This is a genomic window from Bradyrhizobium nivariense (assembly GCF_029846695.2).
GTDB lineage: Bacteria > Pseudomonadota > Alphaproteobacteria > Rhizobiales > Xanthobacteraceae > Bradyrhizobium.
Genome location: NZ_JARWCR020000010.1, coordinates 90,303 through 104,558, shown reverse-complemented (window position 1 = coordinate 104,558; position 14,256 = coordinate 90,303). Strand labels below are relative to the sequence as shown.

11 protein-coding genes are annotated in these 14,256 nt (G+C 60.9%); all 11 read left to right on the top strand.

Annotation, left to right across the window (positions count from 1 at the left end; translation table 11 throughout):
* The first annotated feature begins 252 nt into the window (after positions 1-252).
* Positions 253-987 carry a GntR family transcriptional regulator gene (locus QCM77_RS11120; RefSeq protein WP_279683447.1) on the top strand — a complete coding sequence of 245 codons (735 nt, stop codon included), beginning with the start codon at positions 253-255 and terminating at the stop codon, positions 985-987.
* A gap of 208 nt (positions 988-1,195) precedes the next feature.
* Positions 1,196-2,821: an ABC transporter substrate-binding protein gene (locus tag QCM77_RS11115; RefSeq protein WP_279683445.1), complete on the top strand. Its 1,626-nt coding sequence runs from the start codon at positions 1,196-1,198 to the stop codon at positions 2,819-2,821.
* A 28-nt stretch (positions 2,822-2,849) separates the two neighbouring features.
* Positions 2,850-3,845: an oligopeptide/dipeptide ABC transporter ATP-binding protein gene (locus tag QCM77_RS11110; protein ID WP_279683443.1), complete on the top strand. Its 996-nt coding sequence runs from the start codon at positions 2,850-2,852 to the stop codon at positions 3,843-3,845.
* Positions 3,760-4,815, top strand: a complete 1,056-nt coding sequence (locus QCM77_RS11105; RefSeq protein ID WP_279683441.1) for an LLM class flavin-dependent oxidoreductase — start codon at positions 3,760-3,762, stop codon at positions 4,813-4,815. The genes QCM77_RS11110 and QCM77_RS11105 overlap by 86 nt, the downstream gene beginning before the upstream one ends.
* A 277-nt stretch (positions 4,816-5,092) precedes the next feature.
* A complete protein-coding gene (locus QCM77_RS11100) occupies positions 5,093-5,413 on the top strand; it encodes a RedY/HapK family protein (protein ID WP_279683439.1) in 321 nt (106 codons plus the stop codon).
* Positions 5,410-6,192, top strand: coding sequence for an SDR family NAD(P)-dependent oxidoreductase (locus QCM77_RS11095; protein WP_279683437.1), 783 nt, complete (start codon positions 5,410-5,412; stop codon positions 6,190-6,192). Before QCM77_RS11100 ends, QCM77_RS11095 begins: the two co-directional genes overlap by 4 nt.
* A gap of 1,105 nt (positions 6,193-7,297) precedes the next feature.
* A complete protein-coding gene (locus tag QCM77_RS11090; protein ID WP_279683435.1) occupies positions 7,298-8,425 on the top strand; it encodes a Re/Si-specific NAD(P)(+) transhydrogenase subunit alpha in 1,128 nt (375 codons plus the stop codon).
* A gap of 11 nt (positions 8,426-8,436) precedes the next feature.
* The gene (locus QCM77_RS11085; RefSeq protein WP_018453812.1) at positions 8,437-8,754 is read left to right on the top strand and encodes a proton-translocating transhydrogenase family protein; all 318 of its coding nucleotides are present in this window, start codon (positions 8,437-8,439) and stop codon (positions 8,752-8,754) included.
* Positions 8,755-8,796: 42 nt separating this feature from the next.
* Positions 8,797-10,194 carry an NAD(P)(+) transhydrogenase (Re/Si-specific) subunit beta gene (locus QCM77_RS11080; protein WP_279683433.1) on the top strand — a complete coding sequence of 466 codons (1,398 nt, stop codon included), beginning with the start codon at positions 8,797-8,799 and terminating at the stop codon, positions 10,192-10,194.
* Positions 10,195-10,606: 412 nt separating this feature from the next.
* A complete protein-coding gene (locus tag QCM77_RS11075; protein WP_279683431.1) occupies positions 10,607-11,866 on the top strand; it encodes a Glu/Leu/Phe/Val family dehydrogenase in 1,260 nt (419 codons plus the stop codon).
* A 275-nt stretch (positions 11,867-12,141) separates the two neighbouring features.
* Positions 12,142-14,196 carry a methyl-accepting chemotaxis protein gene (locus tag QCM77_RS11070; protein WP_279683429.1) on the top strand — a complete coding sequence of 685 codons (2,055 nt, stop codon included), beginning with the start codon at positions 12,142-12,144 and terminating at the stop codon, positions 14,194-14,196.
* Positions 14,197-14,256 lie beyond the last annotated feature (60 nt).

Below are 14,256 nucleotides of genomic sequence, written 5' to 3'. Positions count from 1 at the left end.
CGGCATGCCCGCCGGAGGTCTTTCTAAGCAGAGCCAGATTTCGAAATACGCTGCCCATCCATCATCCGCGCTGCTGACCGCGACATCAGGTGCATCGCCGCTCACGGCTTTATCGAACTCTCTCGCCTTGATCGGAACGACCCGCCAAGTCTTGCCGCGCCACGGTGGGAATAGGCCCATCAAGCAAAAATTTGACGTTGAAGTGAATTTGTGATCACATATCTGGAATCAAAACCGGGAGGATCCGCGAAGGTGAAGAATAAGAAACCGCTGCCGCCACTGCCGTCCGTTACCCGGGACTCTATGTCGGATCAAGTTTACCGGCATTTGCGTGATGGCGTAATGGCCGGCAGTTTCGCGCCGGGCCAGAGGCTGACAATTCGCGGTCTTGCCGACGCACTGGGTTCGAGCCCGATGCCCGTGCGCGAAGCGCTGCGCCGCCTGCAGGCCGAAGGCGCATTCGAGTTCAGCGACACCGCGCGGCTGAGTGTGGTTCACCTATCAGGGGCGCAATTGCGCGATGTGCGCGATGCACGGGTGGCGCTTGAGGGACTCCTCGCCGAACGCGCAGCAATCCGCATGACAGGCGTTGATGATACCGAGATCGCCCAACTCTATGATCGCCTCCAGGCAGCCGCCGACGCGGTCGATGTGCCGGCTTATCTATCGGCGAACTTCGCCTTTCATAGGCGGATCTATGAGATCGCTCAAGCTCCGATCATCCTTAGTGCGGTCGAGAAGTTCTGGGTTCTGATTGGCCCGTGCTTCGTGCTCGTCGCGCCCGACGCCGCGCACCTGCGCCGCTCCATGGATGCGCATCGCCGCATTCTTGATGCGCTGATGCATCGCGACGGCCCCGCCGCCCGCGCGGCTGTGACCGATGACATCATGCAGGCGGCCAACTGCCTCTCGCGCGTTATCGACAAACCTGAAAAGAAACGCTCGGCCGCCACTCCCAAAGGCAAGAGCGGAAACGCCTCGGCGTGAAGATCCTGCAGCGGCTCATGCCTTGTCCCGAGCTGCGCCTCTGGATCACACCTTTTATCTCCGCGATCGTCGATTGTACGGACGCGAGCCGACCTTCCTGGCCGCTCCTTTGCTCGAGCCTCTTTCTAAAGAGTCGTGCACACGAGACAACTATCCACGTCATTCGAGCTTTTTCACGCAAATCCACAATCTACGCAGGGGGACTTGAATGTTTGAAAATCAATCACGCCGCAACTTTCTCAAGCTGGCGGCGAGCGGAAGTGCGATGTTCACGCCGGGCCTTTTCACCGGGTCTGCAAATGCACAGGGCGTTCCGACGCTCACGGTCGCCTGGGGCACGGATATCGATTCTTTCGATCCGGCACAGTTCAAGTCCGACGGTGCCTATATCGTTCAAGCAAACGTCTACGATACGGTACTGAGCTGGGATGCGGAGCCAGTTGCCGGATCGCCTAACCTTGCAATTTCCAAGCCCGGTGTTTTCACAAGCGGCATCGGCGAAAGCTGGACATATGAGAACGACAACAAAACCCTTGTCGTCAAGATCCGTCGCGGCCTGAAGTTTCCCAGCGGGCGCCCGGTGAATGCGAACGCGGTGAAATATCTCTTTGACCGTGGGCTGCAATCCTCCGGCTACATGCGGCTCATCTTTCCGACCATGGTCGGAGTGACAGAGGCAGATCAATTCGAGGTTCGCGACGAGAGCACCTTTGCCATCAACTTGCCGGCGCCAAGTGCCATGTTGCTCGACGTGCTGGCCTTGTCCAACAACGCACTTCTCGATCCCGAAGAGATCAAGCTGCACGCGACCGCCGACGATCCTTGGGCCGCTCAATGGCTCAAGCGCTATACGGCCGGGCTTGGACCCTACAAAGCTGTCAGAAACGAACCGGGCGTCGAGGTGGTCCTGGAAGCGACCCCAGGCTATTGGGGGCCGCCACCCTATTTCAGACGCATCGTTATCAAATCCACGGCGAATGAAGCGGACCGGATTCTCCTGCTCAAGCGCAAGGCCATCGACATGGTGATCGGACCCAATTCGATGTCGCCGAAGAACCTCAAGAGCCTTGAGGGCGAGCCGGGCCTCAATGTCGTGTCTCTGCCCGATACCAATTGCAATTTCCTCTGCATGAATCTGAAGAAAAAACCGTTCGATAATGTGAAGGTTCGCCAGGCGATCAACTACACGATGCCGATCCACGCGATCATCCCGAACGTGCTCTACGGGTATGGCGAACAAATGAAAAGCCCGGTCGCAGCTCAAACGCCCGGCTATGATGGTTCGCTCTCGCCGTACAAATATGATGTCGCCAAGGCAAAATCACTGATGGCGGAAGCTGGGCTCGGCTCCGGGCCGATTCCGGTCAAGCTCGCGGTGCGTGTGGGCTATGCGCCGCATGAGCAAGCAGCGGTTTGGATACAGCGCGAACTGGAGAAGATCGGATTCCAGGTCAGCATCGAGAAGGAGCCCGACGCCACCTTCCGCCAGCTGTCATCGAGCGGCGGGCACGAGCTGTCGATCGAATCGTGGCAGTCCTGGATCAACGACCCATTCTATCACCTCTATTGGAACTTCCACAGCAAAGCCAGCGCGACTAACAAGGGGGGCTACGCCAATCCTGCCCTCGACAAGATTATCGACGAGAATATCCGAGAGGCTGATCCAGCGAGGCGCATGGCCGCAGTCAAGGACGCGCAGAAAATTCTTCTGGATGACGCGGCGTGGGGTCTGCTTTGGTATGACAATTGGGCGAGGGTGACGCGTTCCGAGCTCGCGGGCGTTACGAAGTACTGGGATTCGTTCGAGCGCTTCAACAAGATGAAGCTGGCTTGAAAAGCAGCCTGGACGCGCTGAGAAGGACATGTCGTTCCTCGCTTTCGTGCTTCGTCGAGTAGCTCTGCTGGCGCCGGCCCTGCTCGGCGTCAGCGTCATCGGCTTTCTCCTCGTCTATCTGTTGCCCGGTAGTCCCGCCCTTGTGAAGGCCGGCGCGATAGCGACGGCCGAATATGTCGCGGAGATGCAGCACAGGATGGGGTTGGATCAGCCCCTCTATGCGCAATACGAGCAGTACATGAGTGCTCTTCCCCATAGCGATCTCGGCGAAAGCTCCTCAACTGGCCGAGCCGTTTTGGTCGACTTCATGCAGCGTCTGCCGGCCACCTTCGAGCTGACGCTGGCGAGCTTGTTTCTTGCTCTTCTGTTTGGTGTCCCGCTCGTTGTCGCCGTCATGTATCTCGGCGTCATCGTCGAGGAAGCCGATGCAACCAGCTTGTTCGTCGACCCAAGGCATCCCTACACACGCGCGCTTTTGCCATCGGTACCCGTTCCTGATCCGGCCGTCCGGCGCGAACGCTTCGTTTTAAAAGGCGAAATCCCAAGTCCGACCGCCGTTCACGTCGGCTGTCTCCTTCGCGCTCGCTGTCAGCTGGCCAAGCCGGCGCCGAGCCAGTCCCGAGACGGGAATTCGCTCCAGCTCATTACAAGTCCTCTGCCATTTGGCCTGACAGACGCAAACAAGACTGGAAAGAAGCACATCTCACTCGGCCAATGCCGGCACTCCCAAGGTCCAGCTCTTGCCGCTCTGCCGATCGGCCAGCCCATCCGCCGCCCTCGTCGTCGTCATCACGCAGTCGTCCTCAAGGTCGGATGCGTCGGCTGGTCAGGGACCTGGCCGCGGGATCGGCGCCGCGAAAACTCAAGCCCCTTTTTTCATCACCTCTCGGCCGGATCAGCTGCTCGAGCGCGGCCGGAGGCAATTGTCGGAGACGTTCATGTCGATAGAACTGTTGATGCTCGGCGACCAATCGGTGTCCCGCCTTGCCGCTCGTACCAGGCTTGCCGAAGAGAGCGGATTTGAAACCGTCTGGCTTGCGGATGAGCGCTTCTACCGGGAAACTTACTCGTGTCTGTCCTATCTGGCTGGGCAAACCTCGCGCGTCAATCTAGGTCCCTGCGTTACCGATCCGTTCGCGCGCCACCCAGCGTTGACCGCCATGGCCTTGGGCACCCTCGATGAAATTTCGGAAGGCCGCGCCATTCTCGGCATAGGCGCGGGCGTCTCCGGCTTCGCCGAACTCGGGATCCAATCGCGCAAGCCTCCGCTAGCCATTCGCGAAGCCGTTGATCTGATCCGTCAGCTGATGGCCGGGCAGGAGGTCGACTATCAGGGCGAGATCATTCGTTTTCAGCGCGGCCGACTGAATTTCATCCCGCCGCGCGCGCGCGTCCCTGTTCGCGTCGCAAGCAATGGGCCGCTCGGCCAGAAAATGGGCGGCGCGGTCGCCGATGGCGTGATGATGGAAGGGTGCGGATCTGTTGAAGAAGCAAAGGCCTTCGCGTCGACCGTCGCCGAGGGAGCCATGAAGGCCGGCCGTTCTCCGGGCGAGGTCAAGCTTGTCGCGCGCCTCGATTGCTGCATCGCCAATGACGGTAAGCAGGCGCGGGATATATTGCGGCCTTCAGTGACGCGGATCATTGCGCAAGCCACTTCGCGGTTCTACACGCTCCAGACCCAGGGACTTACATTGCCAAAAGAGGTCGTCGAAGCCATTGGTCCAGTCCCTTATGCTGCCGGCGTCACCCCGTTCGCGGCACTCTTTCCCCTCGTCACCGACCGCCATGTCGACGCTCTCACCCTCTGCGGGACTGTCGAAGAGGTGACCCAGCACGTCATTGACCTTCGCCGCGCCGGCCTCACGGGCTTCAACATCTTTCCCGTTCCGGCTCCTGGTATCAGTTACGAAGATGTCATTGTGCGCTTCGGAACGCAGGTCTGGCCGGCGGTCGAGGCGGCTTTCGCGAAGGGGTCGAGCGATTGGAGGGCATAAGCCTCGAGCGAGTCGTTTGCAAAAGAGACTGGCAGTCTCTTAGCGATCCCCGTTGCGCCGCCTCGATCGAAGCACGGCGTAGCTGATATCAGAGGGTTGCGTGCAGCTTGGCGTCGGACCCGAGCGGGATGACCCAGATGAGGGGCTCGTTCGTGGCGGCCACCAGGACCTTATCGTCACCCGCTGACCCACCCATTAAGCACCTCCTGGCTGAAGCTCGGCCTTGAGGATGTGAAAGCTCGCACTTTCCCTGAGCAATAATGATGAGGAGCACATCATGACGGCCGTCGTCTATATCCTGACCGCCTTAAAACCGGGCGTCGATCCGGACGAATACGAACGATTCGAGCGCGAAATCGACTATCCGTTTACAGCAAAGCTGAAGACGATCATCAGCTATCGGATTCATCGCCTCACGGAGCCAGTGCCGTTCGACGGCGGCCCCTGGGATTACATCGAGCGCATCGAGGTGACCGATCGCGCAACCTATGAGGCGGAGCTAGCCACATCCGCCAAGGATCTCATCGACCTGATACACAACAAGTATCTGGACGAGTCGAAGCTGAAGTTCATCTGGTCCAGGAGAATCGATCCATGAATGCGTGCGAATGTGATCTCAACGGCAAGGTCGCCCTTGTCACCGGCTCCTCGTCAGGCGCCGGCGCTGCAATCGCACTCGAGCTCGCCCGGCGTGGGGCGCGTGTCGCGGTGCATTGCCGGCGTGCTTTGAGCGAGGGAGAAAGCATTGTCGCCCGGATCGCCGCGATCGGTGGAAAAGCGGCGGTCTTTCCGGCTGACCTCAGAGATCCAGAAGCGGCGGCAGCGCTTGTATGCCGCGTGACGGAGCGATTGGGAGCCATAGGCATCCTGGTCAACAATGCAGGTCCGTATTCGGATACACCGTTTCGGTCGCTCCCCCTGTCGGAGTGGGAGACGGTCATGACGGTGAATCTAAGGACACCGTACCAGCTCGCTCAAAGCACCATCACTGGCATGGAGCGAATGGGCTGGGGCCGGATCATCAATGTGAGCGCAACCTCGGCCTATGCGAGGTCGCATTCGGTCTATGGCCTAGCCAAGGACGCTTTGATCCATTTGACGCAGTGCCTCGCGTTCGAATTTGCGCCCGCTGTCACCGTCAATGCGATCGTGCCCGGCCAGATCGCCAGCGAGCGTACCGACGCGATGACCCACTACAAGGCGACCGTCGTCATGGAAACGCCGCTGGCGCGACTGGTTACGGAACAGGAGATCGCCCGTATGGTGGCGCTTCTGTGTGCATCGGAGTTTTCCACGGTGACGGGACAATCAATCGTCATGGATGGCGGAAGATCGCTGCCGCGCACGCTGAAACTCAACGTCACGACGACTAATTGAGTGTCCGCCGCGCACAAAAATCCATTCCTTGGCTTGAGGGACCGCTGGCCTTCCCGGCTCTTCGCTGACTTCCGGTGTCCGGCGACTCGTGGTCCCCCAGGCTTGTACTGCCCCTGTGACGAAGCTCGATTGTCTATCGACACTTCGTCAGCAACAAAATGGTGCAACGCGGCGGCCTTCAGGTCAGGCGCGTTCATGCTGGGTCATACGGCGGGAAACAGCCAAACCAATCTAGCTCTGTCGGAACCGGTGATCGGGGCTGACCTTGGAGGCGGGCGGGCGGCCGACGGTGAGAGCTGTCGCGGCCGAACTCTATTCGGCTCTGCCCCTGACGGCGATGGCCCTGCCTTGTATCCGGGGAGAAGGGTAATGTCCTCTCGGCTCCGTTGCGGCAGCATGGAACGTGTGCTGCGCCAGACGATTTTCCGCTTCTCGGCTGCGCCACGAGCGCTCGACATTTGGTGCAGGTGCTGTCCGATGTTGATTCGATCGTCTGTCCAGAATCCGTCGCATCTTGCAGAAATTTTTCGCTCACCTCCAATCTTGCGGCGGATTCCACCGCAAGTGTCCAGCTAAGGCAGTCAGATCGCCGAGAAACGAGACCTTCGCGGTGCTACCTTGCGCGCAGACGCGAGGGAAAAATGCAATGGGGCGGGGATCCAATGTGAGTCGCAATCGGCAGCTGGATGCGGGACGGCGCCTGACCTTGAGGCTCATCCGCCGCAATCCTCATTTCGTTCTAAGCATCGAGTGAGCGAGCTTTCGTTGTGGCGTGACGCGAAGGTCGGTATCCCGCTCGGCGCAGGGCGGGATGGTCCGCGTCACGGAATGCCGCCCTGGCAACATCGTCTCTTCATTCGGACCATCGGATGACTGAGAGCTCCACTGCGATTTGGCAGATCGCGCCGATTGGAAGAGCGGCGCAGCGCCGCAAGAGTTAAAAGGCTCGGCGTCTTTAGGAAGGGCGAACAGCACGCAATAGAATCTAGCAAACGAGCATGTCCCCAGTGCGAATAGGTCATCACTAAAACGAATTCGGCCGTTCCGCGGGCCTGCGCTCGGAAAACTATTGTACGAAGACAGGCGGCGCTCGCCGGGAGGTTTCGTGAAGGTTGCCATTGCCAGGGAAATCGATCCGTCCGAGCCGCGGGTTGCGGCCTCGCCTGACACCGTGAAGAAGTATAGGGCGCTCGGTGCCGAGATCGCCATCGAGCCGGGCGCCGGCCTCAAGTCGGGCCTGCCGGATTCCGAATTCACCGCCGTGGGCGCCACCGTCAGCGCCGACGCGTTGAAAGACGCCGATATCATCATCAAGGTGAAGCGGCCGGAAGCCTCCGAGCTGGCGCAGTACAAGCGCGGCGCGCTCGTCATCGCGATTATGGACCCCTACGGCAACGAGGCCGCGCTGAAGACGATGGCCGATGCCGGCGTCTCCGCCTTCGCGATGGAATTGATGCCGCGCATCACGCGCGCGCAGGTGATGGACGTGCTGTCGTCGCAGGCCAACCTCGCCGGCTACCGTGCCGTGATCGAGGGCGCCGAAGCCTTCGGCCGCGCCTTCCCGATGATGATGACCGCGGCGGGCACCATTCCGGCCGCAAAGGTGTTCGTGATGGGCGTCGGCGTGGCCGGCCTGCAGGCGATCGCGACCGCGCGCCGGCTCGGCGCCGTCGTCACCGCCACCGACGTGCGGCCCGCGACGAAAGAGCAGGTGGAATCGCTCGGCGCAAAGTTCCTCGCCGTCGAAGACGAGGAATTCAAGAACGCGCAGACCGCCGGCGGCTACGCCAAGGAAATGTCGAAAGAGTACCAGGTCAAGCAGGCCGCGCTCACCGCCGAGCACATCAAGAAGCAGGACATCGTGATCACGACCGCGCTGATCCCGGGGCGGCCGGCTCCGAAGCTGGTCTCTGCCGAGATGGTCAAGTCGATGAAGCCGGGGTCGGTGCTGGTCGATCTCGCCGTCGAGCGCGGCGGCAATGTCGAGGGGGTAAGGCCGGGCGAGGTCGCCGATCTCGATGGCATCAAGATCGTCGGCTACACCAATGTCGCCGGCCGCGTCGCGGCGTCGGCCTCCAGCCTCTACGCGCGCAATCTGTTCAACTTCATCGAAACCATGGTCGACAAGGGTAGCAAATCCCTCGCGGTGAACTGGGAGGACGAGCTCGTGAAAGCGACCGCGCTGACCAAAGACGGCGCCGTCATTCATCCGAACTTCCAGCCGAAGGTTTAAGGAGAGCCGTCATGGAGCATGTTGCACAAGTCGTCGATCCCTTCGTCTTCCGGCTGTCGATCTTCGTTCTCGCCGTCTTCGTCGGCTATTTCGTGGTGTGGTCGGTGACGCCGGCGCTGCATACGCCGCTGATGAGCGTGACCAACGCGATCTCCTCGGTGATCGTGGTCGGCGCGCTGCTCGCGGTCGGCGTCGGCATGATCTCGAGCGGCTCGGGCTGGGCGCGCGGCTTCGGCTTCATCGCGCTCATCTTCGCCTGCGTGAATATCTTCGGCGGCTTCCTTGTCACCCAGCGCATGCTGGCGATGTACAAGAAGAAGGTGAAGTGAGCGGCGTGCACCTCGGGGTGACGAAGACAAAAGGGACCTGAGATGAACGCCAATCTGGCTGCAGTTCTGTATCTCGTGGCGGGTGTGCTGTTCATCCTGTCACTGCGCGGGCTGTCCAGCCCCGCCTCATCCCGGCAGGGCAATTTCTTCGGCATGATCGGTATGGCGATCGCGGTCGCCACCACGCTGGCCAGCCATCCGCCGGCGGACGGCCTTGCCTGGATCCTCGTGATCCTTGGCATAGCGATCGGCGGCAGCGTCGGCGCGGTGATTGCGCGCCGGGTGCCGATGACCTCGATGCCGGAGCTGGTTGCGGCCTTCCACTCGCTGGTCGGCATGGCCGCGGTGCTGGTCGCCGCCGGTGCGTTCTACGCGCCTGAGGCCTTCGACATCGGCTCCCCCGGCAACATCCATCCGCAGAGCCTGGTCGAGATGTCGCTCGGCGTCGCCATCGGCGCGCTGACCTTCACGGGCTCCGTGATCGCGTTCCTGAAGCTGTCCGCGCGGATGAGCGGCGCGCCGATCATCCTGCCGTTCCGCCATATCATCAACATCGCGCTCGCGATCGCGCTCGTCGTCTTCATCGTCGGGCTGGTGATGTCGGGCAGCGCGCTCGACTTCTGGCTGATCGTCATCATCGCGCTGGCGCTCGGCGTGCTCATGATCATCCCGATCGGCGGCGCCGACATGCCGGTCGTGATTTCGATGCTGAACTCGTACTCGGGCTGGGCCGCGGCCGGCATCGGCTTCACCCTCGGCAATTCCGCGCTGATCATCACCGGCGCGCTGGTGGGATCAAGCGGCGCGATCCTGTCCTACATCATGTGCCACGCGATGAACCGGTCCTTCATCTCGGTCATCCTCGGCGGCTTCGGCGGCGAGACCGCCGCTGCGGGCGGTGGCGGCGGCGAGCAGAAGCCGGCCAAGCTCGGCTCGGCGGACGATGCCGCCTTCATCATGAAGAATGCCTCCAAGGTCATCATCGTGCCCGGCTACGGCATGGCGGTGGCGCAGGCCCAGCACGCGCTGCGCGAGATGGGCGACATCCTGAAGAAGGAAGGCGTCGAGGTGAAGTACGCCATTCACCCGGTCGCCGGCCGCATGCCCGGCCACATGAACGTGCTGCTGGCCGAGGCCAACGTGCCCTATGACGAGGTGTTCGAGCTCGAGGACATCAACTCCGAGTTCGCGCAGGCCGACATCGCCTTCGTGATCGGCGCCAACGACGTCACCAACCCGGCGGCCGAAGAGGACAAGACCTCGCCGATCTACGGCATGCCGGTGCTCCAGGTCTGGAAGGCCGGCACCGTGATGTTCATCAAGCGCTCGCTCGCTTCGGGCTATGCCGGCATCGACAATCCGCTGTTCTACCGCGACAACACCATGATGCTGCTCGGCGACGCCAAGAAGGTCACTGAAAGCATCGTCAAGGCGATGTAGCCGCAACAGGAGCTCAATATGGCTCGGGGACTATCGATTGTTGATCAACCCCGGCGCCGCCGCGCGATGGGCTTGAACAATCAGCTCCCCCTGATAGCCGTGAGCGTTTTCGTCTCGCTTGTTCGATCCGCTGCAACCCAGGAGACATTGAGATGCCGCCCCCGCCCCTTTGGATCCCAGACTCGCAAGATGCTCCTGACCTTTCGCCTGCGACTACTTGGTTGCTGGCGATCGTGGCCGCCCTCGTCAATCTTGCTTTCGTTGGACTGGTCCTGTTCTGGGCCTGAGCGCAAGCCGCGCTCTTGCGGTGAAGGCGACTATGTCCGCCTCTGGAATTCGCATCACGCTTCGGAGCACAAAGCGCCCCGATGCATGAGCATCCAATGTTTCATATTCAGCTTGAGGAGCTAGCGTGACTGCATACCGTGGGCCAGTATTTGATATGGCCGTAAAGCAATTCGAGGTGATCGCGAACTATCTGAGCATACCGGATGACGCGAGACCGCGCCTGTTGCTGCCGAAGCGGTCAGTCATCGTGTCGTGTCCGATTCACCGTGATGATGGCACCACTGCGGTCTTCGAGGGCTACCGCGTTCAGCATCATTTGACGCTTGGCCCGACAAAAGGGGGCACCAGGTTCGCGCCCACTGTTGACCTTGGCGAAGTTGCAGCACTTGCCATTTGGATGAGCTGGAAGTGTGCTCTGGTCGGATTGCCGTATGGCGGGGCCAAGGGCGGAATCAACGTCGACCCATCGACCTTGTCGAAGCGCGAGCTTGAGGCGCTTTCGCGCCGCTATATGCAGGAAATGATTCCGTTTGTTGGGCCGCACACCGATGTTATGGCTCCGGACCTCGGGACAAACGAACAGATCATGGCCTGGTTCATGGACACATACTCGATGTATCAGGGCCAGACCGTCACCGAGATCGTGACGGGCAAGCCCGTCAGCGCCGGTGGTACGCTCGGTCGCCGTGAAGCGACAGGCCGGGGTGTGGCTCATTTGGTCAGGCGCGCTGCGGACGAGCTCAAAATCCGCCTCAATGGCTCGACGGCCGTCGTTCAAGGATTTGGAAACGTCGGTTCGATTGCCGCGCTCGAGCTGCACAACATGGGAGTGAAGGTGATTGCGGTCAGCGATCACACCGGGGTGCTCTACCGGCCTGGGGGTCTCGACATACCCCAACTGGTCCGGCACGCAGCGTCGCAAGGAAGCCTTGACGGTTACTCCAACGAGCTTGCTCTTGACCCCGCAGAGATCTTGACCGTGCCGTGCGACGTGCTTGTTCCGGCTGCCGTCGAACGGGTCATCGACGCCGAAATGGCCGGTAGGCTGCGCTGCCGGATCCTTGCCGAAGGCGCCAACGGACCCACCACACCGGAAGCCGATAGAATCCTGGAGGGACGCCAGGACGAGGTGTTCGTCATTCCCGATATTCTCTGCAATTCGGGAGGTGTTGTCGTCAGTTACTTTGAATGGGTGCAGGACCTTCAGCGATTGTTCTGGGAGGAGGAGGAAGTCATGCGCCGCGAGTATCAGCTCCTGGATCGTGCATTCGATCGTGTCCTGGCGCGAAGCAAACGTGAAAAGTTGTTCAATCGCACCGCAGCCATGGCGATAGGCGTCGAGCGTGTTCGCGGTGCCAAGGAAACACGCGGACTGTTCCCGTAACAGCTTCGACTTTCTTTCGTGTGCAACCGCTGCGGGCCGATATCGCTGTCGCTAACCGAGCCACTTGAATGACCAGCTCCAAGCTAGCCTATGCCCTCGCGCTGATGCTTTTCCTTGCGAGCTCGATACACCCGATCCCCTGGCAGACCGGTATATCTTCCAATTCGCCCTAGACTTGGCTGCGCCGCTGCCGACAACCGCAGCGGCCGTTTTTTACATTGAGTGACTGTCTCGCGTCTTACGAGTTTTCCAATCGACCGCAGGATTGGCAAGCCATGCGCCATTTAGTAGGAAAGAAAGCATTGTTCTCACCTCTCATACTTCGCGCGCTCTCCTTCAAGCGCACGTCATCGTGGCGCTTGCTCAAGCTGCCTGCCAGCCGGGGATTCGGTGCCGCATTGCGGGTTAAGATCGGCCTGCTTGGCATCATCGCGGTCATTGCGACCGGTGCGGTCTGCCTGGTCGGGCTGAACTACGCAGCGCAGGTCCAGCGTGATGCGGACGAGGCCGCTCGCTTTCGCGACCGGTTTGCGGCGCTCTCGCAGAGCTTTCTGGAATCGCAACATGTGACGACCGAATTCCTGCGCCGGCGTGACGAGGCAATGATCGAGCGTCATGCCGAGCTGCTCAAGCAAGAAGTGACGCTGCTCGGCGATATCGAAGCCTCTGCGGCCCAATTGCCCGAGGGCGACCCTCTCAAGAGCTCCTCCGGATTGCGCAGCGGGATCGACCTCTACGCCGCGCGCTTTCAAAACATCGTCTCGGCCGAGCGCGCGCTTGGTTTCAACGGGGACCAGGGGCTTCAGGGCGGGCTCCGCGCGGCCGAGCTTCAGCTGCAACAGCGGCTTGCTGAGCTGGACCAGCCAAGGATGACCGCGCTCATGGAGACAATGCGTGGGCACGAGAAAGATTTCATGCTGCACGGCGACGAGAAATACGGCCAGGATTTCGACAAGTCTGGCGCCGAGTTCGCCAGGCTGCTGCCCACCTCAGATGTTTCCTCGGGCATTCGGACGGAACTTGAGGGTCTTCTTAAGTCCTATCAAGCCGGCTTTTCTGCCTTCATGCTTGTGCAGCAATCGCTGAACGACGAGATGGAGGATATTGCGAAGGTTTATGGCAGCCATCGACCGGCATTGGCACGGGCGATCGCAGAAGCCGATCGCCGAAGCGCAGCGGCTGGCTTGCGGGCGACAAACGCCCGCGATCTCTTATTTTGGCTGGTTATTGGCGGGATGGGCCTGGTCGCGACCTTTGCCCTGCTGTTCGGCCATCGCATTGGTGATGCCATTTCTCGAATGACGGCGGCCATGCGTCAGCTTGGTGCCGGTCAGTTCGCGATTGTTCTGCCGGGGCTTGACCGCAAAGACGAGATCGGGGACATGGCACGAGCGGTCGAAGACTTTAAGCACGGCATGCGCCAGAAGGCTGAGCGCGACGTTGCCGAACAGTTGGAGCGCGACCGCCTGCAGGGCGAGCGAAGCCGCGCGGAGCTCGTGCGGCTTGCTGATGCCTTCGAGGCGGCCGTCGGTAACGTCATACAGACGGTGGCTGACGCCTCTTGCCAGCTTGAATGCGCGGCTCTTGGCCTTGCCCAATCGGCCAAGCACACGACCGGCGTTTCGAGCCACATCTCGACAGCATCCGACAGCGCCTCTTCCAACATCCAGCTCATTGCTGCCGCGACGGAGCAGATGATGACCTCCGCCTCCGAAATTGGGCGGCAGGTGCAGGAATCCTCGAAAATTGCGCTGGAGGCGGTCCGCCAGGCGGCGCAGACTGACAGGCAGATGTCCGCGCTCACTGAAGCGGCCGAACGGATCGGCGACGTCGTTCGGCTTATTGCGAAAGTGGCACGCCAAACCAACCTGCTTGCCCTCAACGCAACGATTGAAGCCGCACGTGCGGGCGAATACGGCACCGGCTTTGCGGTGGTCGCGCAGGAAGTCAAGGCTCTGGCGGATCAGACTTCTGATGCCGCCTCGGAGATTGCCGCGCAAATCGGCTCGATGCAGTCGGTCGCCCGCCAATCGGTGAACGAAATCGTCTCGATTAGTGCAACGATCGACCGCATCTCGTGGATTTCAGGAGCTGTGTCGGAGTCTGTCGAACAGCAGCTCCTGGCAACGCGCGAGATCGCGCAGAACATCCAGCAGACCGTCGCCCGAACCTCGGAGGTTGCCAGCGGAATGAGCCAGGTCGCCTATGGCGCCGCGAGCACGGATACGGCTGCAAGTGATGTCCTGCAATCGGCGCGGGCGTTATCCACGAGCAGTTCTGCGCTGCAGGCAGAACTGAGCCGCTTTCTTGCAACCTTGAGACTGGCATGAGATGCCTATCGCGCAGCGGTCGACAAGCGAAATGTCCCTTGCGTAGGAACAGTCAGTGCA

Excerpts from the sequence above, each read along its gene's own strand:
- QCM77_RS11115 (WP_279683445.1), top strand. The coding sequence starts at position 1,196 with ATGTTTGAAAATCAATCACGCCGCAACTTTCTCAAGCTGGCGGCGAGC.
- QCM77_RS11110 (WP_279683443.1), top strand. The coding sequence starts at position 2,850 with ATGTCGTTCCTCGCTTTCGTGCTTCGTCGAGTAGCTCTGCTGGCGCCG.
- QCM77_RS11105 (WP_279683441.1), top strand. The coding sequence starts at position 3,760 with ATGTCGATAGAACTGTTGATGCTCGGCGACCAATCGGTGTCCCGCCTT.
- QCM77_RS11100 (WP_279683439.1), top strand. The coding sequence starts at position 5,093 with ATGACGGCCGTCGTCTATATCCTGACCGCCTTAAAACCGGGCGTCGAT.
- QCM77_RS11095 (WP_279683437.1), top strand. The coding sequence starts at position 5,410 with ATGAATGCGTGCGAATGTGATCTCAACGGCAAGGTCGCCCTTGTCACC.
- QCM77_RS11085 (WP_018453812.1), top strand. The coding sequence starts at position 8,437 with ATGGAGCATGTTGCACAAGTCGTCGATCCCTTCGTCTTCCGGCTGTCG.
- QCM77_RS11080 (WP_279683433.1), top strand. The coding sequence starts at position 8,797 with ATGAACGCCAATCTGGCTGCAGTTCTGTATCTCGTGGCGGGTGTGCTG.
- QCM77_RS11070 (WP_279683429.1), top strand. The coding sequence starts at position 12,142 with ATGCGCCATTTAGTAGGAAAGAAAGCATTGTTCTCACCTCTCATACTT.